Raw genomic sequence first — 20,799 nt, 5'->3', positions numbered from 1 at the left:
AGCAAAAGAACAATGACATGCTACCAAAAGCTTCTCGTATTCCCCACGCCATGACGCAGCATGGCGATACTCGTGTTGATAATTATTACTGGTTGCGAGATGACACTCGCTCGCAGCCAGAAGTGCTGGATTATCTGCAACAAGAAAATGCGTATGGCCGTCAGGTTATGGCCTCGCAGCAGGCTTTGCAGGATCGCGTCCTGAAAGAGATTATCGACCGCATCCCACCTCAGGATGCTTCTGCCCCCTATGTGAAGAATGGTTATCGCTACCGGCATATTTATGAACCGGGGTGCGAATATGCCATTTATCAGCGTCAGTCTGCCTTCAGTGAAGAGTGGGATGATTGGGATACTCTATTGGATGGGAACCAGCGCGCGGCACACAGCGAGTTTTATACGCTGGGAGGACTGGCGATATCACCGGATAACACCATCATGGCACTGGCCGAAGATTATCTCTCTCGCCGGCAATATGGCGTGCGTTTTCGCAACCTGCAAAGCGGCAACTGGTATCCGGAAGTGCTGGAAAACGTCGAAGCGGATTTGGTATGGGCGAATGATTCTCAGACTTTCTATTACGTGCGCAAGCACGAAACGACGTTATTGCCGTATCAGGTCTGGCGACATACAGTCGGCTCGCCATCGTCACTGGATGAGCTGGTGTATGAAGAAGCCGATGACATGTTTTATGTCAGTCTGCATAAAACCACATCATTGCATTATGTGGTTATCCACATTGCCAGTGCGACCACCAGTGAAGTTTTGTTGCTTGATGCAGAACTGGCAGATGCCGAACCGTTGGTCTTTTTAGCGCGACGCAAAGACCACGAATACAGTCTCGATCACTATCAGCACAATTTTTATCTGCGCTCCAACCGTCAGGGGAAAAATTTCGGCCTGTACCGTACCCGTGTTCGTGATGAACAAGCCTGGGAGACGCTGATCCCACCGCGTGACAACGTGATGCTGGAGGGCTTTACGTTATTCACCGACTGGCTGGTGGTAGAAGAGCGTCAGCGGGGCTTAACCAGCCTGCGGCAGATTAATCGTGAAACGCGCGAAGTGGTCGGGATCGCCTTTGACGATCCGGCATATGTGACCTGGCTTGCCTATAATCCAGAGCCGGAGACATCGCGCCTGCGCTATGGCTATTCCTCCATGACTACCCCGGACACATTGTTTGAACTGGATATGGACACCGGGGAACGTCGTGTGCTTAAGCAGACGGAGGTCCCCGGATTTGATGCGGCGAATTACCGTAGCGAACACGTATGGATAACGGCACGTGATGGCACCGAGGTTCCGGTTTCGCTGGTTTATCATCAAAAGTATTTCCTGAAAGGAAAAAATCCGTTACTGGTTTATGGCTATGGCTCATATGGCGCCAGCATGGATGCCGATTTCAGCAGCAGCCGTTTAAGCTTACTGGATCGCGGCTTTGTTTACGCCATTGCCCATGTGCGTGGCGGTGGTGAATTAGGACAACAGTGGTACGAGGACGGTAAGTTTCTGCGCAAGAAAAATACCTTTAATGATTACCTCGACGTCTGTGATGCGCTGCTAAAAATGGGCTATGGCGCGCCTGAGTTATGTTATGGAATGGGAGGAAGCGCCGGGGGAATGTTAATGGGCGTCGCCATTAATGAGCGCCCGGAACGCTTCCATGGTGTTATTGCGCAGGTGCCGTTTGTCGATGTGCTGACCACAATGCTCGATGAATCAATTCCCCTGACGACCGGTGAGTTTGAAGAGTGGGGTAATCCACAGGACGAAGAGTATTACACCTATATGAAAAGCTACAGCCCGTATGACAATGTAACCGCGCAGGCGTATCCGCATCTGCTGGTCACGACGGGATTACACGATTCCCAGGTGCAATACTGGGAACCAGCAAAATGGGTGGCAAAACTGCGTGAGCTGAAAACGGACGATCGTTTGCTGCTACTTTGCACGGATATGGATTCCGGACACGGCGGTAAATCCGGGCGATTTAAATCTTACGAAGGTGTGGCTCTTGAGTACGCTTTTTTGATTGGACTGGCGCAGGGAACACTGCCTGCTCAGGCGTGATCCAAATAGTGTTTTAGCGTTAATCGCAGTTCCGGGCTCATATTATCAAGGTTATTAAATAACCAGCGCAGATAGCCCGGATCGCGTTCAGCCACTTCTGATACCGGTTTTCCGCGGTACTTACCAAAAGTGAAAGTAGTGAGTAACGCGGGACGGCCGGTAATATCGACCATTTGATCGGCTGTCCAGCCTGACGTCTGCATGATGTCGATCAGGAGTGCAGCAGTGATGTAGCAGTCGTACAGGGCGCGGTGATGGTGGAGACCCGCTGGCGTCTGTACGCTCAGCTTGCGCGATTTATACAGCGCCATGTTGCTGTATTTGATCCCCGGCCACAAACGACGGGAGAGCTTCATGGTGCAAATCCACTCTCCGGGCATATCGGGTAATACGCGGCGGTCAAAGCTGGCATTGTGCGCCACGTACCACTCGCTGCCGTAATACTGCGGGATGATGTCTTCAATCCACGGCTTATCGGCCACCATTGCTTCAGTAATGCGATGGATAGCCATAGCCTGTGGGCTGATGGGGCGGTCAGGGCGTACCAGGTGGCTCATTGGGTTGACTATTTTTCCGTCAACCACATCGACAGAAGCAATTTCAACAATGCCTCCCTGTAGACCACAGGTTTCTGTATCTATTATGCGCAACATGCCATGCTCCTGACCCAAAACGACTAGCGTAATGGAATGATATCACCTTGCCAACCCCGTGGCGTGCGTTGACCGGTTAACAGCAAAGAACCGCTGTCTGCGCGAACAATCAATCGGCCTCGCTCATCCCATAACGCGCTGCTGCCACGCGCATTGGCCATTAATACAGCTATGGCAAACTTATGCGAGAAACTCTGTAGACGAGATGTGGAGGAGAGCAATTCGGGTTCGCTAATGGACTGACTGCTCGTGAATAGGGAGTAAGCCGGGTCGATATCGATACCTTCCGGTTGGCTATCCACTACGCTAATGGCATTTTGCTGTCTGGCGATACAGGCTCCGTGACTTTGATGAAACGTTAAGGGCGAGGTCATCCAGGGAGAAAAGAGCGCGATGCCTTTTACGAACCGGTTGTTATGTTCCACCGGTAGTCCCGCAATGATTGTCATACGATAAGTCACGGCGGCATGGGCGAGAGGTTCTAACAGCGATTCATCGGGCGGGGCAGGAAGCGCGTCATGTTCATCAACACAACCTAACAAGGAGAGGGAAGGAAAGACCAGCAATTCACATTGGCATTGGGCGGCTGCCTGAATGAATTGCAGGTGATGTGCGACATGCTCGGTAACTGAGGTGTGAAGAGGTTCGTACTGCGCTGCTGCGATTTTCCAGTGTGACATAATGATTTCCTTTTCATAGTGTCTACAATCATCCTGAAAGTATAGATTAAGAATATACTTATACTGTAGCAGCCATCATGTAAGGAATCGTAACGTAGTATAAGTTTTATTTAACTTTAGGCTCGTAAGGTAAACGTGAAAGGGAAACGGATGCCAGTCGGTGCGCGATGAGTCTTTCGCGAAACCAGTCGCGTAAATGTTCGGGCTGTTCACGCTCAACAACTTCGGCAACAACCGGCATGTTGTATCGCTCCTTAAACGCTACACCCGCAGCGGCCAGGTCAACATTGACCTTATCCATTTCCGCTTGCTCAAGTTTGGCCAGATTGATGTTCATGGGCTTCTCCTTTTCTCTGTCTTTCGGCGCGCAAAGTTACTAAGAGTGTGCATTAATGGCAAGACCGAAATGATGATTCTCGACTCGATCATTGTAGAAGGTTATTCTCTATAGATTAGACATAACAAAAAGGAATAGTTGAAATGGCTTCATCTGCATCTATGCTTCGCAGCGCTCTCATCGTACTCGCCAGCGTGCTGGCAACGCCCGCCGCCCTGGCGCATGCCCACCTCACAAAACAAAGCCCGGCGGCTAATGCCGAGGTTGCGGCATCTCCTCAGGCGTTGACGCTGAATTTTTCTGAAGGCGTAGAGCCGGGATTCAGCGGCGCAAAGCTAACAGGTCCAAACAAAGAACAGATCAAAACGGGTAAGGCGTCACGCAGTGAGCAGGACAAAACACAGCTGATTGTTCCGCTTGATCAAACACTTGAAGCTGGAAAATATACGGTCGACTGGCACGTTGTTTCCGTGGATGGTCACAAGACGAAGGGGCAATATACCTTTAGCGTGAAATAACCGATGCTGGCATTTACCTGGGTTGCATTACGGTTTATCCATTTTACCACGTTGATGCTGGTGTTTGGCTGTGCGCTTTACGGCGCATGGCTGGCTCCCGTTTCGGTTCGTCGTTTAATGATGCGTCGTTTTTTGCGTCTGCAACGGCATGCCGCAACGTGGAGCTTTATCAGCGCGACGCTGATGCTGGCGATCCAGGGCGGGTTAATGGGCTCAGGCTGGCGGGATGTTATCTCTACAGATGTATGGGGCGCGGTGTTGCAAACGCAGTTTGGCGGCGTCTGGTTATGGCAGATTATCCTCGCGCTGGTCACTCTGATGGTGGTTATTATCGTACCGCGTAGCATGCCGCGACGGCTGTTAATGCTGACGATTGCGCAGTTTATTTTGCTGGCTGGCGTCGGGCATGCGACGCTGCATAGTGGTGTTACTGGGGCAATCCAGCAGGTTAACCATGCCTTGCATCTGATATGCGCCGCCGCCTGGTTCGGTGGCCTGCTACCCGTACTTTACTGTATGCGAATGGCGCATGGCCGCTGGCGAGAACAGGCCATCAGCACCATGATGCGTTTCTCCCGCTACGGGCATCTTTTTGTTATCGGTGTTTTACTTACCGGTATTATGAATGCGCTGTTTATTGTTGGTTTTTCTGTTCCCTGGCACATGGCTTACGGGCGACTGCTTTTGTTAAAAGGTGCCCTGGTCATGCTAATGGTGGCGATTGCGCTGGTGAATCGGTATGTTCTGGTACCACGCATGCAGCAGGATAACCGCGGCATGACTCTCTATTTTATTTGGATGACCAAGCTGGAATGGGGTATAGGAGCCGTTGTGCTGGCAATTGTCAGCCTGTTCGCAACCCTTGAACCTTTCTGATTGATGGACTGGCGAAACGCATGAAAAAAATCATTATCTCTTTATTACTCCTGGCAAGCTCCGGAGCCGCGCTGGCTGCGCCGCAGGTCATTACCGTCAGCCGTTTTGAGGTTGGCAAAGATAAGTGGGCGTTTAATCGGGAAGAGGTGATGCTGACCTGCCGCCCGGGTAACGCGCTGTATGTCATCAATCCCAGTACGCTGGTGCAATACCCGTTGAATGATGTTGCCAGACAGCAGATGGAGAGCGGAAAAACCACGGCAAAGCCGATCGAGATTATCCAGATTGATGATCCGGCGAAACCTGGCGAAAAAATGAGCCTGGCACCGTTTGTGGAGCGTGCAGAAAAGCTCTGCTAATTGTCAGATGTAGCGCTCTGATTTCCAATAAAAAACCGCAAGGATCTCACACGAGAACTTGCGGTTTTTGCGTTTGGATGCGTAACAAACGTCCTTTTTTTCCGGCCACTTTAGTCGCGGACTGGAAAACCTGGCGCTGTCATCTATTCTTAAATGGCAGGGTAACTTAGCCTGCATTAATGCCAACTTTTAGCGCACGGCTCTCTCCCAAGAGCCATTTCCCTGGACCGAATACAGGAATCGTATTCGGTCTCTTTTTATGTGGCGAATGCGATGCCATCCAGGGCAAAACACGTCTTATCGCATGCTGCATTCTCCATAAACCATACCATACTCCTGCCCTCGATCGTCCAGGCTTTTTTACCATCATTGCTAAAATTATAACCAGGTACCCTTGTACTCTGGAGGCGACATGGGACGACCTGACAATATCTATCAACGAATCGACGGTACACAGTGGCGTCACGTCTGGGTGGTTGGGGATATCCACGGCTGCTTCTCGATACTGATGGCTAAACTGCGCCAGTACCGTTTTGATCCCTGGCAGGATCTGCTGGTTTCAGTGGGGGATGTTATTGACCGTGGACCAGACAGTTTGCGTTGCCTGAAATTATTGCGTAAACGCTGGATTGTCGCGGTCAGGGGGAATCATGAACAGATGGCGCTGGACGCGCTGGCGACGGGGGATAAATTCATGTGGTTAATGAATGGTGGCTCGTGGTATGCGCAGGCGGAGCAACCGGCAGCAAAATTCGCTCTTGAAGAGTGTTGGCAATTACCCTGGATTCTGGAGCTGCACTGTCAAAACGGCATACACGTTATTGCTCATGCCGATTACCCGGATGATGATTATCAGTGGCTAAAAAAGATCGATTTACAGCGTGTGCTGTGGGATCGTTCGAGGCTAATGAACAACGGTTGTGGGATTCGCGGCGCGGATCACTTTTGGTTTGGCCACACGCCGTTGCGCCATCGGCTGGATCGCGAGAATCTGCATTATATTGATACCGGTGCTGTATTTGGCGGCGAGTTAACGCTGGTACAACTGCAATAATCAAAAATCGCTGTATTCCTGGGCCGGGTGCCAGAAACTTTCGATGTAGTCATCCGCGGGTAAACACCCTCCGTTACGAATACGTTGATCGTCCATCGATATCAGGCACTGCTGCTCAGTTTTGTAGACATCAACCACGATATCTTCACAACCGCCATCCAGGTAGCACACAAAAAGAACCAGCGTGAACATTCCATCCTCAAATGGTAAAGCCATAGCTGTAGTGTAGAAGATGTTGATAGATGAGGGAAATTAACCAGGAAATAACCCGTCTGGCGACGGGTTCTTTTTGAATCAGGCAAGGCGCATGATCCAGGCATCTGACTTACGATCGTAGTGTTCGCGAAATAGTACTGAATGTTCTCCGTTCAACAGGGCCGGGACGCTGGTATCGGCATCCCAGGCATCCAGTTGCATACATAAATCCGGGTCGGATTTACACGGAATGGTTAACGTTCGGTCCCCCGGCGATTCGCCATGTAACTCGGCGTCGTCGATTTCAAAAGCGCCAATGCGCACACTGGTTTTCATCATCGTGCTCTCCGTTAATTTGCTGATTGTGGTACGACCAGTTAGGTCGTCCATTTTTCAGCGTAGTCAACGTTAGCAAAAGCGCCAGTAAAAACGTGCGTTATCCCGTAAAGAGTTTGCCATCCCGGACAAGATCGCGTGGGTAGCTATTCTTCAGTCGCGATCCAATACGTTTTGCCAGACCGATAGGCTGATGCTGGAATGTAACCAGTACGTCGTCACTCGTCGGTGTGGCTTGTGGGTAGACATCCCGGCCGCGGTACCACTCTTCAGCTTCGGCAAGCGTCAGTTCAAACGCATTGCTGTGATTTGGGTTGGCGAACGCGATGACGGCTTCATGCTGCCAGCGGTAGCCTTTATTGTGCGTTTCAGCTAATTTGACGCCGAGTCGGGAAAAGCGGACTTTGCCGATCAGTGGCTCAATTTCTGTTGGGAACAGCCAAATCTCTTTATCGCGCTGCCACAGGCGTAAATTATCTTCCCACTGCAGTCCACAAGCGCTCGCGGCTTGCGCGATAAGCGCGGACTCGCGTCCTTTCAGCGGGCTAAACGGAAAGTTACCGACTTTATATGTCGGCGCAGGTAGTGGAGGGATGGCGGCTGTTTTGCGCAAACGCGCAACGAAGAAACCTTCGCAATCGTAAATTTGCGGAAACACATGCAGGAATCCTTCCGGCGTCAGAGCGCGTTCGGCCTGTGGAAATAAATCGCCGAGTGGTAAAAACTCGACGGCGTCCGGGTAGGTTTCAATCAACCACTGCATGACGTTTTCATTTTCGTCACGGTTAAGTGTACAGGTGGAGTAAACCAACGTGCCGCCGGGGCGCAGAGCGTGAAAGGCGCTGTCGAGCAGTTCGCGCTGAGTTGCGGCAATTTCCAGATTACTTTCTGGCGACCAGTTTTTTAGCGCGTCAGGGTCTTTACGCACTACGCCTTCCCCGGAACACGGGGCGTCGAGCAATATGGCATCAAATGATTCCGGCAACGCAGCGCCAAATACTCGTCCGTCAAAATGGGTCAGGGCGACGTTGGCTATCCCGCAACGGCTGATATTGGCATGCAGGACTTTGACGCGACTGGCAGAAAATTCATTCGCCAGAATGGCGCCTCGATTATTCATTTTTGCGGCAATTTGCGTGGTTTTGGAGCCAGGGGCTGCCGCGACATCCATTACGCGTTCCGGGGTATTGCCTTCGGCAAACAGCGCAGCGACTGGCAGCATTGAGCTGGCTTCCTGAATATAAAACAAGCCGCTTAAATGTTCTGCTGTGCTACCGAGCGGCACTAACTCATCTTCATCGCGTTCGATCCAGAAACCTTCAGCACACCAGGGAACCGGAGTGAGAGACCAGTTGTAAGGTGCTGTCAGTGTGAGGAAATCGGCAACGGAGATTTTCAGCGTATTGACGCGAATGCTACGGCGCAACGGGCGCTGACAGGCAGCGAGAAAATCATCGAATGAGAGCGTGGAAGGCATTGCTTCACGCATTTTAGTCAGAAAGGCGTCGGGAAAATAAGCCACTTGGTACCACCGGCAAAAAAACAGATGCGCAGTGTAGCATAAGTGCTCCGGCGCGAGTACGCCGGAGCAAGTGGAGAGATTATCGTGGCAGGGCTGTTCCCCATTCACGCCACTCTTTGGGTTCGCTTTCGAGCAACAGGAAGTGTTTACCTGCCTGCGCTTTAGGAGCCAGCGGTGTGCCTGGTGGAGTCGCGAAGGCGATGCCGCCGCGGATGAACTGATTGAAGGTACCGGTCTTCACGACACCGCCCGTCAGGCCGAAGTCAAGATTGTAGCCGGATGCCAGCCAGAACACGGAGTTGTTGCGCACCAGATGCTGATAGCGCTGGCTAATGCGCATGGCAACCATCACACGATCGGAAAGCGAGCCCAGCGTCAGCCCGGTGACGGTCCCCACTTCAATACCTCTGAACAAAACTGGGGTTCCGATATTCAGTGAACCTGCTTCCGGTGCTTCCACCACAATACTCAGACCATCGAGGTAACGAGAGTCGGTAATGGTGGCTTCCTGCAGCTCAAAATCACGTCGCGGATTACCGCGTCCGGGTTCAACGTTGATGTACGGCTGCAGGATTGTATCCAGATGCTCCACGCCAGCTGCCGAAATTTGCGGGGTGATCACGGAGAAACGGGTACCGCTTCGCGCGAAGGTCTGCACGTATTCCGGGTACAGAACTGCTTTTGCCTGCACTTCGTTACGGGCGGTGATCAGCTCAAGCGTCTGAATCTGGCCGATATCGATTCCCAGGTAGCGAATCGGCATGCCAGCAGCGAGTTTACCGGCATCGAACGCATGCAGCGTTATCTGGCCACCTACCGCACGCGCGGCGGTTTCCGAAGCATACAGAATGCGCTTGTCGCCTTTGCGTTGGCTGGCGCTGGCACCGCTTAAATTATCGAAGCTAATTGCCCCTTTGAGCGCGCGCGAAAGGGGAGATGCCTGTACGGTTAATCCGCTGCCGTTAAGCTGAACTTTTGCTCCGCCTTCGGCCCAGAACACGCTGTTGCTGGTCAACAGGTTGCGATATTCCGGTTTAATATGCAGATCGATATCAAATGCATCGGCGCGAGGACGAACGCTGATCACTTCACCGACCTCGAATTTGCGGTATAGAACCACCGAGCCGGCCTGCACATCAGGCAGCGTTTCGGCGCTCAGGCTGACCGTGGTGGTTGGCAGATCGCTCAGGCTGTTTTCAATCGCTTTTTCCAGGTTGGCATACAGCGGGTAGCTTTTTTTCATTTCCCCCTTCGTACCGGGCAAAATACGAATGCCGCCGCTGAGCCACTCGCTGGCGCTGGCGCCAAGGAACTCCACGCCATCAAGTCCGACTTTGACGTCCACGCGGCTGTTGACCACGAACTTACTGTCACCTTGCACCAGGTCACGATGCTGCGGTTCGATGGCAACGGTAAATGAAACGCCTTTGCTGGAAAGCGTGCGCTCAATCACCTGACCGACCTGTACGCCGTGGAGAATCAGCGGCTGGCCAGCATCAATACCGTAACTTTCCGGTGCGGTGAGCGTAAATGTCATGACCCCTGGATCGTGTAACAACGACTTCTCTGCGGGGATAACCACAAACTGGCTACGCGGCTCGCCTTCGCCGGGGACCAGTTCAAACGTTTTACCCGTCAGCAGTGAGCTGAGATTGGCATCGTTTAACGATAATTTAGGGCTGTGTAATTCAATCCGCGTGTTGTCGCGCAGCAGCGTTACGACGCTGGGGTCGACCGTCATTTCTCCAGTCACTTTACCGCCTGGATTTAAATCCAGTTTGGTGAGTTGGCCGACTTGTAATCCTTGATACATCAGCGATGTTGAGCCAGCTTTGAGTCCGTCCCCGCTGGGTAAGTCAAGCTTGACGATCACCCCGCGCTGGCTGTGCGCGAGATCCTGATATAAACCAAACGTGTCGTCGGCTGCGGCGGGTTTTGAGTCTTCAGGCGAATCAAAAGCAATGGCGCCATTGACCAGCGCGGCCAGACTCTCCAGTTTGATCTTCGCGCCGCTGAGACTGACATCCGCATTCACACCGGAGACGTTCCAGAAGCGGCTGCCTTTTTTCACCAGATTGGTAAACCGACGTTCAATCAGCACGTCGATAGTTACGCCCTGATTGTTGGGGTTGATAGTGTAGTCATACACCCGGCCCACCGGAATCTTACGGAAATAAACCAGCGAACCGCTATTGAGCGAACCGAGGTCAGGCGCCCGCAGATGCAGCATCAAATCGCCATTATCCAGACGGTATTTGGGCTGCGTGTCGAGGGCAACGAAATGATCTTCTTCCTCGCCGGTTCCGGGCATCATGCCGATATAGTTACCACCAACCAACGCATCCAGACCCGAAACTCCGGCCAGCGACGCTTTCGGCGTGACCAGCCAGAACTGGGTATCTTTGCGCAGTGCATCTTTCATGCTCGATTTGATGCTGACGCGGACTTCAATTTTACGCAGATCTTTGCTGAGGTTGATATCCTGCACCGTGCCCACTTCAACGCCCTGATAACGAACGGGCGTGCGTCCTGGTACAATGCCGTCCGCGGACATGAAGTCAATGGTTACGGTATTGCCGCGATCTTCATAGCTTCCCCAGATAAGCCATCCTGCGATCATCAGTGCAATGAACGGCAGCAGCCAGAACGGAGAGATACGGCGTTTTGTTTTAATCTGCGCTTCAGTCTGCGAAGCGGGCGTTTCCTGACTCATGTGCATCCCAAAGTAAGCGGCTGTCCAGCCATTCCACAGCAAGAATAGTCAATATTACCGCCGCGCCGAAATAAAACGCAGCCGGTCCCATAGTAAAAGCAAGTATCTGATCGCGATTAATCAGCGACATGGTTAAAGCGATAACAAAGAGATCCAGCATCGACCAGCGACCAATCCAGGTCACCATACGCAGCAGTTTTATGCGGGTACGCAATCCTTGCTCGCAGTTAAAATGGATGCTGATGAGCAACGTAAACATCACAATCACTTTGGTGAATGGCACCAGAATACTGGCGATAAAAACGATCGCCGCCACGCCGACGTTGCTGTTTGCCAAAGACATTATGCCTGACAGGATAGTGTCTTCCTGCCTACCACCGTTGACATAAATTACCGAGATGGGCAGCAGATTAGCAGGCAAAAGCAGGACAATCGAGGCCAGTAGCGCCGCCCAACACTTTTGGATACTTTGATTCCTGCGCCAGCGCAGCGGGATATGGCAACGAGGGCAGCGACCCCGAGCGTCCGGATAACCTGTAAAGTGACAACCGAGGCAGACGCGGAGCTTTTCATCAGGGCGACGGGCTGGTCTTTGCGGGTAAAATCGGTCCCAAAGCTGCTCTACGTTGAGGTGCGACAGCGTCAAAATACTGAGGATCACCAGCGCAATAAAAGCAAACAGCCCCACACCGGGTTGCAAAAATGCATAGTCCTGAACTTTGATTGACGCGACGCCAATGCCCACAAGATAGATATCGAGCATCACCCACTCTTTGAGCCTTTCCAGCATCAGCAGCACCGGGCGCAGGTTCATCCCAAGAATATTGCCAAACCACAGATAAGCAATTGAGGTCACGAGAATTAGCGGCGCGCCAGCGACGCAAAAAAGCACGAAAGAAGCAGTGAGGGGGTCACCTTGTCGGGTCATTTGCCAGATGCCTTGCATAACATTGGCATCAATGCGCACGCCTAATAAATAGATGTGCAGGAGTGGCTCTCCCCAGGCAAAGGGCATCAGCAGCAACATGGTGAAAGCCATTGCCGCAAGTCGCGTTAATGACCAGTCGCGTCCGTCACGAATTTTTGCCTGGCAGCGTGGGCAAAAGGCACTTTGGTGCGAACGCATTTTAGGCAAGCTAAATATCAGGTCACATTCAGGGCAGCGATGATAATGTGCACGAGGTAGTGCCTCACCGATGGACCTGATGACTATTTTTTTAGTTGGCGTGATGCGTGGTGTCGTTAAGGCCATGTATCGCGAATCAAATTGTTGAAGTAATGTTATCTTAACTCATGACGGGAATGATCTTGAGCATTAACGCATTTAATGTTTATTTTAGTAGGCTGCAGTTTTAAGTAAGACAACTAAGTGATTACATAATGAACAAAATAGAGCTATACACGGATCTGAACCGTGATTTTCAGGCATTGATGGCAGGTGAAACCAGTTTTCTGGCAACGCTGGCGAATACCAGCGCATTGTTGTACGAGCGTCTTGCAGAAGTGAACTGGGCCGGTTTTTACCTGCTTGAGGACGATACGCTGGTGCTTGGTCCCTTCCAGGGCAAAATTGCCTGCGTGCGGATCCCGGTAGGGCGTGGTGTGTGCGGTACAGCAGTGGCGCAGAACCAGGTTCAGCGTATTGAGGACGTACATGCTTTTGATGGGCACATTGCTTGTGATGCCGCCAGCAACGCTGAAATCGTCCTGCCAATCACCGTCGAAAATCAGATAATCGGCGTGCTGGATATCGATAGCACGGCGTTTGGCCGCTTTACTGAGGAAGATGAACAAGGTCTGCGTACACTGGTGGCACAGCTTGAAACCGTGCTTGCAACGACGGATTACAAAAAATTCTTTGCGCACGTCGCAGGATAATCAACGGATAACGTAGCAATTACTGATGACGTCATTATAATGTCGCCTGTTCATGCCTGCGCTTGTTGGCTACGTCCGTTGTAATCAGGAAATTTCATGGAAAATCAACCTAAGTTGAATAGCAGTAAAGAAGTCATCGCGTTTCTGGCCGAACGCTTCCCGCAGTGTTTTAGTGCGGAAGGCGAAGCGCGCCCACTGAAAATTGGCATTTTTCAGGATCTGGTAGAGCGTGTTGAGGGCGAAATGAACCTCAGCAAGACTCAGCTCCGTTCAGCCTTACGTCTCTATACTTCAAGCTGGCGCTATCTGTACGGCGTTAAATTGGGCGCAACGCGTGTTGATCTCGACGGCAACCCTTGTGGTGAGCTGGATGAACAACATGTTGAACATGCGCGCAAACAGCTGGAAGAAGCTAAAGCCCGTGTTCAGGCGCAACGCGCAGAGCAACAGGCGAAAAAACGCGAAGCGGCAGCTGCTGCCGGTGAAAAAGAAGGCGCACCGCGTCGCGAGCGTAAGCCGCGTCCTGCACCGCGTCGTAAAGAAGGTGCAGAGCGTAAACCTCGCGCTGAAAAACCAGCAGCAAAAGCACCGCGTGCTCCTCGCGAAGAACAGCATACCCCGGTATCTGATATTTCAGTACTGACGGTAGGGCAGTCTCTGAAGGTGAAAGCAGGAAATAATGCGATGGATGCCACCGTATTAGAAATCACCAAAGATGGCGTCCGTGTACAGCTGAATTCGGGTATGTCTTTGATTGTACGCGCAGAACACCTGGTGTTCTGAAACGGAGGCCAGGCCTGGCATGAACACTTTTTTTAGGCTTACTGCGTTAGCTGGTCTGCTTGCATTAGCAGGCCAGGCACTTGCTGTGGAAGACATCACGCGTGCCGATCAAATCCCCGTTTTAAAGGAAGAAACCCAGCATGCGACGGTAAGCGAACGTGTGACGTCGCGTTTTACGCGATCACACTATCGCCAGTTCGATCTGGATCAGGCGTTTTCGGCAAAAATTTTTGACCGCTATTTGAATTTGCTCGACTACAGCCACAATGTGCTGTTGGCGAGCGATATCGAACAGTATGCAAAAAAGAAAACGGTCCTCGGCGATGAACTACGCACCGGCAAGCTGGATGTCTTTTACGATCTCTATAATCTGGCGCAAAAACGCCGATTTGAACGTTATCAGTACGCATTAAGCGTACTGGCACGTCCAATGGATTTTACCGGTAACGACACGTTTAACCTCGACCGAAGCAAAGCGCCGTGGCCGAAGAGCGAAGCAGAGCTTAATGCGCTGTGGGACGGTAAGGTTAAATTTGACGAACTCAGCCTGAAGCTGACGGGTAAAACCGATGCGGAAATTCGCGAAACGCTGACGCGCCGCTATAAATTTGCGATTCGCCGTCTGGCGCAGACCAACAGCGAAGATGTGTTCTCACTGGCGATGACAGCGTTCGCCCGTGAAATCGACCCGCATACTAACTATCTCTCTCCGCGCAATACCGAGCAGTTCAATACGGAAATGAGCTTGTCATTGGAAGGTATTGGCGCGGTTCTGCAAATGGATGATGACTACACCGTCATTAACTCAATGGTGGCAGGTGGTCCGGCAGCCAAGAGCAAGTCGATCAGCGTTGGCGATCGTATTGTCGGCGTCGGGCAGACGGGCAAGGGCATGGTCGATGTGATTGGCTGGCGTCTGGATGACGTCGTGGCACTGATCAAAGGACCTAAAGGCAGCAAGGTACGCCTTGAAATTCTGCCTGCCGGTAAAGGTACCAAGACGCGCACCGTGACGCTAACGCGTGAACGTATTCGTCTCGAAGACCGCGCCGTGAAAATGTCCGTGAAAACCGTTGGTAAAGAAAAAGTTGGCGTACTGGATATTCCTGGCTTCTATGTAGGTCTGACTGATGATGTCAAAGTCCAACTGCAGAAACTGGAAAAACAAAATGTCAGCAGTATTATCATCGATCTGCGTACCAACGGTGGTGGAGCACTGACTGAAGCGGTTTCGCTTTCCGGTTTGTTCATTCCTTCCGGCCCGGTGGTTCAGGTTCGTGATAATAACGGTAAAGTGCGTGAAGACAGCGATACCGACGGCGTTGTGTACTACAAAGGCCCGCTGGTGGTATTGGTCGATCGCTTCAGCGCCTCAGCATCAGAGATTTTCGCGGCGGCAATGCAGGATTATGGCCGAGCGTTGATCGTTGGTGAACCAACCTTTGGGAAAGGCACTGTCCAGCAGTATCGCTCCCTGAACCGTATTTACGATCAGATGCTGCGTCCGGAATGGCCTGCGCTGGGCTCTGTTCAGTATACGATACAGAAATTCTACCGCGTAAACGGTGGCAGCACGCAGCGTAAGGGCGTTACGCCGGATATCATCATGCCGACAGGTAATGAAGAAACTGAAACCGGCGAGAAGTTTGAAGATAACGCACTGCCGTGGGACAGCATTGATGCTGCGACCTACACTAAGTCAGATAATCTGACGCCGTTCGGACCTGAATTGCTGAAAGAGCACAATGCACGTATTGCGAACGATCCTGAGTTCCAGTACATCATGAAGGACATTGCGCGTTTCAATGCGATGAAGGATAAACGCAACATCGCTTCTCTGAATTACGCTCAGCGTGAAAAAGAGAATAACGAAGATGACGCAATGCGTCTGGCGCGTATCAACGATCGGTTTAAACGTGAAGGCAAACCGCTATTGAAGAAACTGGACGATCTGCCGAAGGATTACCAGGAGCCGGATCCGTACCTGGATGAAACGGTAAAAATCGCGCTCGACCTGGCGCATCTTGAGAAAGAGAAGCCAGCGGAACAGCCCGCAACCAGTCAATAACCTCGAACAGGCACAAGAAATTGTGCCTGTTTTTTTAACAAGTGCATGAAGACGTCAGCCTGATACGATAAAATGTAAAGTTGTGTCTTTCTGGTGACTTAGCACCTATGGATGCTTGAAAATAGTCATAAGACCCATACGATATGGGTAATCGCATAGTGCGTTTTGTTAAATTGAGGTTAAAAGAAAATTATGATGCGAATCGCGCTCTTCCTGCTGACGAACCTGGCTGTGATGGTCGTTTTCGGGCTGGTATTGAGCCTGACAGGGATCCAGTCAAGCAGCGTTCAAGGCTTGTTGATCATGGCACTGCTGTTTGGTTTTGGTGGTTCCTTCATTTCGCTGCTGATGTCCAAATGGATGGCGTTAAAGTCCGTTGGCGGGGAAGTGATCGAACAGCCTCGCAATGAAAGAGAACGCTGGCTGATGAATACAGTTGCGAATCAGGCCCGCCAGGCCGGGATCGCTATGCCACAGGTTGCAATCTACCACGCGCCAGATATTAACGCGTTTGCGACTGGTGCCCGCCGGGATGCCTCGCTGGTGGCTGTAAGTACTGGCCTGTTGCAAAACATGAGCCCGGATGAAGCCGAAGCGGTTATCGCGCATGAGATCAGCCACATTGCCAATGGCGATATGGTGACCATGACGCTCATTCAGGGGGTAGTAAACACCTTCGTTATCTTTATCTCACGTATTCTGGCGCAAATTGCCGCTGGCTTTATGGGCGGAAACCGTGATGAGGGTGAGGGTAGCAACGGTAACCCGTTGATCTACTTTGCGGTGGCAACGGTGCTGGAACTGGTGTTTGGTATTCTGGCGAGCATCATTACCATGTGGTTCTCACGTCATCGTGAATTCCATGCGGATGCCGGTTCTGCAAAACTGGTGGGTCGTGAAAAAATGATCGCCGCGCTGCAGCGCCTGAAAACCAGCTATGAGCCGCAGGAAGCGACCAGTATGATGGCGTTCTGCATCAATGGTAAATCCAAATCGTTGAGTGAGCTGTTTATGACTCACCCCCCGTTGGACAAACGTATTGAAGCGCTGCGCAGCGGTGAGTACCTGAAATAATCTGCAGCAGACAACAACAAAAAGCGCGTCGACAGACGCGCTTTTTTTATGACTGAACCCGCGGTTGTGTAATACGTAAGCCACTCACGATTGCGGCCAGCGAAGCCAGAATGCCCGCTGTTATCAGCGAGATGTGCGTTCCACTGTCACCAAACTGATTTAGCATCAGCGCAACCAGTGCGGCCCCGGTACTTTGACCCAGTAAGCGCGCCGTTCCGAGCATACCGCTCGCGCCTCCGCTACGATCTCGCGGCGCGGAGGTGATGATGGTGTGATTATTCGGTGACTGGAACAAGCCAAAACCCGCACCACACAAAATCATTGGCCAGATGATATTAAAATCGGAAGGTGATGCGGGCAGTAACACCAGCGAAAACAGCCCACACGCCATTACTGCCATGCCCAGCGCGCCAAGCAGACCTGCATGAACACGTTCAATCAAATATCCCGCCAGTGGGGCCATCACCATGGTTGCCAGCGGCCACGGCGTCAGCAGCAGGCCCGTTTCAACTTCGCTGCGTCCGAGAACCGTTTGCATAAAAAAGGGCAGGGAAACCATCGCCAGCATTTGTGCGCTGAATGAACAGATTGAGGTGCAAATAGAGAGTGAAAACAGCGGAATGCGTAGCAGATCAACCGGTAATAAAGGTACCGGCAATGCGAGCTGGCGGCGGATAAAGAAAAACCCTACCACGAGAAGCCCCATAAGTTCAGCACCAATCAGTTTTAGCGACTGTCCCTGTGCAAATCCGCTGAGTGCCGTGATCAACAAACCGAATGTTAAGGCGTTCATTATTGCGCTGGGCAGATCAAAGCGCGGTTTATTGCTACGCGATGAATTGGGTGGCAAAAAACGCATAGCCAGCAGCAGGGCGATGATCCCCAATGGAACGTTAATTAGAAATAGCCATTTCCACGAGGCAATAGAAAGAATTGCCGCCGCAATAGTCGGACCCGCTGCCGAGGATACAGCCACGATAAAGGAGTTAATACCCATCCCGCGGCCAAGCTGGCGCTGAGGATAAATGAGTCGGATCAATGCCGTATTAACGCTCATCAGCGCCGCGCCGCCAAAACCCTGAGCCACGCGCGCTAACGTCAGCATATGCAGCGAGTCTGACAAGGCACAAAACAGCGATGCCAACAGAAACACGACCAGACCACACTTATAAATGCGTCGGTAGCCAAACATATCACCTAAAAAAGAGAGCGATAACAGCGAAACAACGATCGCAATTTGGTAGGCGTTCACAATCCAGATTGAGCTGGCGGGTGAGGCCTGAAGATCGGTGGCGATAGTGGGGAGGGCAACGTTCGCTATTGCGCCGTCGAGTACTGCCATAGAGATGCCAATAACAATGGTTAAAATTGCGCCATATCGCTGGGGCAATGGCAGACCATCGGTCTGAGTTTTTTCCATAGAAAGTCAATACTGTTGGAATTTATGATGAGAATAATAATTTTAGCATTGATATTCAGGCGTTAGGTCGCAGATTTGTAACTAAGTAAGCAAAGAGCGATTGCGAGGGCTGATACGTGAAATTATAATAAAAACCGGTTCTGATTTTTATAAAACACTCGAAAGGGGTGATAAATGGCAATCGCAGATCTGGATAAACAACCCGATTCTGTATCTTCCGTGCTGAAGGTTTTTGGCATTCTGCAGGCGCTGGGTGAAGAGCGCGAAATTGGTATTACCGAGTTGTCGCAACGCGTCATGATGTCAAAAAGCACCGTTTATCGCTTTTTGCAGACCATGAAAACGCTGGGTTATGTGGCACAAGAAGGGGAGTCTGAGAAATACTCACTGACCCTGAAACTATTCGAGCTGGGTGCTCGCGCGTTACAAAACGTCGATCTTATCCGTAGCGCTGATATTCAGATGCGCGAACTTTCGCGCCTGACCAAAGAGACAGTGCACCTTGGTGCACTGGATGAAGACAGCATCGTCTACATCCATAAAATCGACTCTATGTACAATCTGCGCATGTATTCTCGCGTAGGTCGCCGTAATCCGCTGTACAGCACGGCTATCGGTAAAGTTCTGCTGGCATGGCGTGACCGCGATGAAGTGAAGCAGATTCTGGATGGTATTGAGTACAAGCGCAGCACCGACCGTACTATTACCAATACTGATGAGCTGTTGGTATTGCTGGATAAAGTACGCGAGCAGGGCTACGGTGAAGATAACGAAGAACAGGAAGAAGGTCTGCGCTGTATCGGTGTACCGGTGTTTGACCGTTTCGGTGTAGTGATTGCAGGCTTGAGTATTTCATTCCCGACGCTACGTTTCTCAGAAGAACGTTTGCACGAGTATGTGGCGATGCTGCATACGGCTGCGCGTAAAATTTCAGAACAAATGGGTTATAACGACTATCCGTTCTAATCTGATGTAATAGCGTCAAGGTAAAAACCCCAGGTATTTTTGTATCTGGGGTTTTTTATGAACAGTCATAATGTTAGTTGGTGCAAATAACGTTGCGGATGTATTGCTGCTATATTAACCGTTATCAATAATGACCGTGCTTTTTCTTAACAAGGGGCAATCCGACAGGCCAATGATACCGCTGTCTGTGTGGACGTATTGCGCGGTGCTGGTTCCGCGTGCGGTCAGATATTGGCATTGCAAGCCCAGGCCCGCTGCATTCTCCTTACTTCCAATCAAAATTCCGTAGCCGCTCAGTAATAAACCGATCCAAACCAGAGCTAACAACACAATAGCGCGGATTATCAGACGCATTACAACCTCTTATCTTTTCTCGTTATTATTAGATTAGCCTGTACATGGGATGAAACAAGTGAATCATTCCTAAAAAGATTGAATGCCGATACAGTTAACGCTGGGTTTAGGTAACGCATGATAATTTATAGGCATAAGATGTTGATTCGAAGAGTGGAGCTGGAGTGAAAAAAATTCGCTGGGTAGTGCTGATAGTTGTCGTGCTGGTATGCATACTGATGTGGGCGCAAGTGTTCAACATCATGTGCGATCAGGATGTACAATTTTTCAGCGGTATTTGTGCCATTAATAAATTTATTCCCTGGTAAGCGCATTTTTGCCACAGTTGATTACCTTCTTGTGCGGCAGTGGTAAACTACGCTGTCTACATTGAGGTGGTGAAATGAACGAAGTTTTGAATTCTGGCGCGTTGAGTTTGGCGTCTTTGGCTGTATCGGTGGTGATTCTGGTTGTCGGGCTTGTACTGTGGTTTTTCGTCAATAGGGCAAGTTCGCGTACTAATGAGCAGATTGAGCTGCTTGAAGCATTGTTAGATCAGCAAAAAAGACAGAACGCATTGCTCCGTCGCCTTTGCGAAGCTAACGAACCTGAAAAATCGGCAGAGCCTGCTGTGGTCACAGCGAAGGACGAAGATGATGACATCATCCGCCTGGTAGCTGAGCGGTAAAAACGGTATGACAGGGTGAGGATCTGTTGCTTACGTTCTCAGATGTTTCATCCTGTCGCCAACATGCCAGATTATTTTCTTCTGCATATGTCGTGTAATTAGCACTCTGATTCTCGTGTTAACTCAGTATTTTCAGATGCTCCAGCCAATTAATATCTTATCCCCGGTCTGATATAAATATAATTTCCCATACGATAAAAATATGATTATGTCATTTTTGTGATAGCGATCGTCTTATTAACAGCGAAACGTTTCTCTTACTTTTTTTGTGCAT

General features: G+C 50.9%; 22 protein-coding genes. 12 read left to right on the top strand and 10 right to left on the bottom strand.

Translation table 11 applies throughout. The features are described 5' to 3' along the window. Positions 1-17 precede the first annotated feature (17 nt). A complete protein-coding gene (gene ptrB / locus SK34_RS01965; RefSeq protein WP_197081262.1) occupies positions 18-2,072 on the top strand; it encodes an oligopeptidase B in 2,055 nt (684 codons plus the stop codon). Here ptrB and exoX read toward each other — a convergent pair. From exoX to SK34_RS01950, 3 genes are all read right to left on the bottom strand, one after another. Next, positions 2,063-2,725, bottom strand: a complete 663-nt coding sequence (gene exoX / locus SK34_RS01960; RefSeq protein ID WP_003841659.1) for an exodeoxyribonuclease X — start codon at positions 2,723-2,725, stop codon at positions 2,063-2,065. The two genes, ptrB and exoX, sit on opposite strands and share 10 nt — an antisense overlap. A 23-nt stretch (positions 2,726-2,748) precedes the next feature. Next, a complete protein-coding gene (locus tag SK34_RS01955; protein ID WP_046671220.1) occupies positions 2,749-3,405 on the bottom strand; it encodes a carbon-nitrogen hydrolase family protein in 657 nt (218 codons plus the stop codon). A gap of 106 nt (positions 3,406-3,511) precedes the next feature. After that, the gene (locus SK34_RS01950) at positions 3,512-3,742 is read right to left on the bottom strand and encodes a DNA polymerase III subunit theta (RefSeq protein WP_003034925.1); all 231 of its coding nucleotides are present in this window, start codon (positions 3,740-3,742) and stop codon (positions 3,512-3,514) included. Positions 3,743-3,885: 143 nt separating this feature from the next. Here SK34_RS01950 and yobA point away from each other — a divergent pair, with 143 nt between their 5' ends. The 4 genes from yobA to pphA all read left to right on the top strand — a co-directional run bounded on the left by yobA (position 3,886) and on the right by pphA (position 6,549). Continuing rightward, a complete protein-coding gene (gene yobA / locus SK34_RS01945; RefSeq protein WP_003034928.1) occupies positions 3,886-4,260 on the top strand; it encodes a CopC domain-containing protein YobA in 375 nt (124 codons plus the stop codon). A 3-nt stretch (positions 4,261-4,263) separates the two neighbouring features. Further along, on the top strand, positions 4,264-5,136 hold the full coding sequence (gene copD / locus SK34_RS01940; RefSeq protein WP_048232225.1) for a copper homeostasis membrane protein CopD: 873 nt from the start codon (positions 4,264-4,266) through the stop codon (positions 5,134-5,136). A 20-nt stretch (positions 5,137-5,156) separates the two neighbouring features. Next, positions 5,157-5,495: a YebY family protein gene (locus tag SK34_RS01935; RefSeq protein WP_003034934.1), complete on the top strand. Its 339-nt coding sequence runs from the start codon at positions 5,157-5,159 to the stop codon at positions 5,493-5,495. Between the two features lie 412 nt (positions 5,496-5,907). Next, a complete protein-coding gene (pphA, locus tag SK34_RS01930) occupies positions 5,908-6,549 on the top strand; it encodes a protein-serine/threonine phosphatase (RefSeq protein WP_003034937.1) in 642 nt (213 codons plus the stop codon). Here the strand turns inward: pphA and SK34_RS01925 are convergent, their stop codons facing one another. From SK34_RS01925 to yebS, 5 genes are all read right to left on the bottom strand, one after another. Continuing rightward, positions 6,550-6,741 (bottom strand): YdfD/YebW family protein, encoded by a 192-nt coding sequence (locus tag SK34_RS01925; RefSeq protein WP_003841978.1) that lies wholly within the window; start codon positions 6,739-6,741, stop codon positions 6,550-6,552. It lies immediately after the preceding gene. Between the two features lie 102 nt (positions 6,742-6,843). Then, the gene (locus SK34_RS01920) at positions 6,844-7,080 is read right to left on the bottom strand and encodes a YebV family protein (RefSeq protein WP_029139506.1); all 237 of its coding nucleotides are present in this window, start codon (positions 7,078-7,080) and stop codon (positions 6,844-6,846) included. Positions 7,081-7,180: 100 nt separating this feature from the next. Continuing rightward, positions 7,181-8,602: a 16S rRNA (cytosine(1407)-C(5))-methyltransferase RsmF gene (gene rsmF / locus SK34_RS01915; RefSeq protein WP_071698462.1), complete on the bottom strand. Its 1,422-nt coding sequence runs from the start codon at positions 8,600-8,602 to the stop codon at positions 7,181-7,183. A gap of 79 nt (positions 8,603-8,681) precedes the next feature. Further along, a complete protein-coding gene (locus SK34_RS01910) occupies positions 8,682-11,315 on the bottom strand; it encodes a PqiB family protein (protein ID WP_003034947.1) in 2,634 nt (877 codons plus the stop codon). After that, positions 11,284-12,567 (bottom strand): membrane integrity lipid transport subunit YebS, encoded by a 1,284-nt coding sequence (gene yebS, locus SK34_RS01905; protein WP_016150395.1) that lies wholly within the window; start codon positions 12,565-12,567, stop codon positions 11,284-11,286. The genes SK34_RS01910 and yebS overlap by 32 nt, the downstream gene beginning before the upstream one ends. Positions 12,568-12,695: 128 nt before the next feature. Between yebS and SK34_RS01900 the strand changes: the two genes are divergently transcribed. The 4 genes from SK34_RS01900 (at position 12,696) to htpX (ending at position 17,118) form a co-directional block, all read left to right on the top strand. Beyond that, the gene (locus SK34_RS01900; RefSeq protein WP_003034953.1) at positions 12,696-13,193 is read left to right on the top strand and encodes a GAF domain-containing protein; all 498 of its coding nucleotides are present in this window, start codon (positions 12,696-12,698) and stop codon (positions 13,191-13,193) included. Positions 13,194-13,289: 96 nt separating this feature from the next. Beyond that, positions 13,290-13,976 (top strand): RNA chaperone ProQ, encoded by a 687-nt coding sequence (proQ, locus tag SK34_RS01895; protein WP_003034957.1) that lies wholly within the window; start codon positions 13,290-13,292, stop codon positions 13,974-13,976. Positions 13,977-13,995: 19 nt separating this feature from the next. Next, positions 13,996-16,044, top strand: coding sequence for a carboxy terminal-processing peptidase (gene prc, locus SK34_RS01890; protein WP_048232223.1), 2,049 nt, complete (start codon positions 13,996-13,998; stop codon positions 16,042-16,044). A gap of 192 nt (positions 16,045-16,236) precedes the next feature. After that, positions 16,237-17,118, top strand: a complete 882-nt coding sequence (htpX, locus tag SK34_RS01885; RefSeq protein ID WP_003034964.1) for a protease HtpX — start codon at positions 16,237-16,239, stop codon at positions 17,116-17,118. 46 nt (positions 17,119-17,164) lie between these two features. Here the strand turns inward: htpX and SK34_RS01880 are convergent, their stop codons facing one another. Further along, complete coding sequence (locus SK34_RS01880) at positions 17,165-18,538, bottom strand: MFS transporter (RefSeq protein ID WP_048232221.1); 1,374 nt, start codon at positions 18,536-18,538, stop codon at positions 17,165-17,167. Between the two features lie 174 nt (positions 18,539-18,712). Between SK34_RS01880 and kdgR the strand changes: the two genes are divergently transcribed. Then, on the top strand, positions 18,713-19,504 hold the full coding sequence (gene kdgR / locus SK34_RS01875; protein ID WP_003833778.1) for a DNA-binding transcriptional regulator KdgR: 792 nt from the start codon (positions 18,713-18,715) through the stop codon (positions 19,502-19,504). 114 nt (positions 19,505-19,618) lie between these two features. Here kdgR and SK34_RS01870 read toward each other — a convergent pair whose 3' ends face one another. Beyond that, on the bottom strand, positions 19,619-19,858 hold the full coding sequence (locus SK34_RS01870) for a YobH family protein (RefSeq protein WP_003841988.1): 240 nt from the start codon (positions 19,856-19,858) through the stop codon (positions 19,619-19,621). A 164-nt stretch (positions 19,859-20,022) separates the two neighbouring features. On the opposite strand from SK34_RS01870, the gene mgrB reads away from it, so the two are divergent. Both mgrB and SK34_RS01860 read left to right on the top strand, forming a co-directional pair. Continuing rightward, on the top strand, positions 20,023-20,166 hold the full coding sequence (gene mgrB, locus SK34_RS01865) for a PhoP/PhoQ regulatory lipoprotein MgrB (RefSeq protein WP_003034977.1): 144 nt from the start codon (positions 20,023-20,025) through the stop codon (positions 20,164-20,166). Positions 20,167-20,240: 74 nt separating this feature from the next. Continuing rightward, the gene (locus SK34_RS01860) at positions 20,241-20,525 is read left to right on the top strand and encodes a YebO family protein (RefSeq protein WP_003034980.1); all 285 of its coding nucleotides are present in this window, start codon (positions 20,241-20,243) and stop codon (positions 20,523-20,525) included. Positions 20,526-20,799: the final 274 nt, after the last annotated feature.

The sequence above is a fragment of the Citrobacter sp. MGH104 genome (genome assembly GCF_001034485.1).
GTDB lineage: Bacteria > Pseudomonadota > Gammaproteobacteria > Enterobacterales > Enterobacteriaceae > Citrobacter > Citrobacter freundii.
The sequence above is the reverse complement of the archived record's forward strand: the minus strand, read 5'-3'. Positions and strand labels throughout refer to the sequence as shown.

Coding starts and splice junctions, on each gene's coding strand:
- ptrB (WP_197081262.1), top strand. CDS start 18: ATGCTACCAAAAGCTTCTCGTATTCCCCACGCCATGACGCAGCATGGC.
- exoX (WP_003841659.1), bottom strand. CDS start 2,725: ATGTTGCGCATAATAGATACAGAAACCTGTGGTCTACAGGGAGGCATT.
- SK34_RS01955 (WP_046671220.1), bottom strand. CDS start 3,405: ATGTCACACTGGAAAATCGCAGCAGCGCAGTACGAACCTCTTCACACC.
- SK34_RS01950 (WP_003034925.1), bottom strand. CDS start 3,742: ATGAACATCAATCTGGCCAAACTTGAGCAAGCGGAAATGGATAAGGTC.
- yobA (WP_003034928.1), top strand. CDS start 3,886: ATGGCTTCATCTGCATCTATGCTTCGCAGCGCTCTCATCGTACTCGCC.
- copD (WP_048232225.1), top strand. CDS start 4,264: ATGCTGGCATTTACCTGGGTTGCATTACGGTTTATCCATTTTACCACG.
- SK34_RS01935 (WP_003034934.1), top strand. CDS start 5,157: ATGAAAAAAATCATTATCTCTTTATTACTCCTGGCAAGCTCCGGAGCC.
- pphA (WP_003034937.1), top strand. CDS start 5,908: ATGGGACGACCTGACAATATCTATCAACGAATCGACGGTACACAGTGG.
- SK34_RS01925 (WP_003841978.1), bottom strand. CDS start 6,741: ATGTTCACGCTGGTTCTTTTTGTGTGCTACCTGGATGGCGGTTGTGAA.
- SK34_RS01920 (WP_029139506.1), bottom strand. CDS start 7,080: ATGAAAACCAGTGTGCGCATTGGCGCTTTTGAAATCGACGACGCCGAG.
- SK34_RS01910 (WP_003034947.1), bottom strand. CDS start 11,315: ATGAGTCAGGAAACGCCCGCTTCGCAGACTGAAGCGCAGATTAAAACA.
- yebS (WP_016150395.1), bottom strand. CDS start 12,567: ATGGCCTTAACGACACCACGCATCACGCCAACTAAAAAAATAGTCATC.
- SK34_RS01900 (WP_003034953.1), top strand. CDS start 12,696: ATGAACAAAATAGAGCTATACACGGATCTGAACCGTGATTTTCAGGCA.
- proQ (WP_003034957.1), top strand. CDS start 13,290: ATGGAAAATCAACCTAAGTTGAATAGCAGTAAAGAAGTCATCGCGTTT.
- prc (WP_048232223.1), top strand. CDS start 13,996: ATGAACACTTTTTTTAGGCTTACTGCGTTAGCTGGTCTGCTTGCATTA.
- htpX (WP_003034964.1), top strand. CDS start 16,237: ATGATGCGAATCGCGCTCTTCCTGCTGACGAACCTGGCTGTGATGGTC.
- SK34_RS01880 (WP_048232221.1), bottom strand. CDS start 18,538: ATGGAAAAAACTCAGACCGATGGTCTGCCATTGCCCCAGCGATATGGC.
- kdgR (WP_003833778.1), top strand. CDS start 18,713: ATGGCAATCGCAGATCTGGATAAACAACCCGATTCTGTATCTTCCGTG.
- SK34_RS01870 (WP_003841988.1), bottom strand. CDS start 19,858: ATGCGTCTGATAATCCGCGCTATTGTGTTGTTAGCTCTGGTTTGGATC.
- SK34_RS01860 (WP_003034980.1), top strand. CDS start 20,241: ATGAACGAAGTTTTGAATTCTGGCGCGTTGAGTTTGGCGTCTTTGGCT.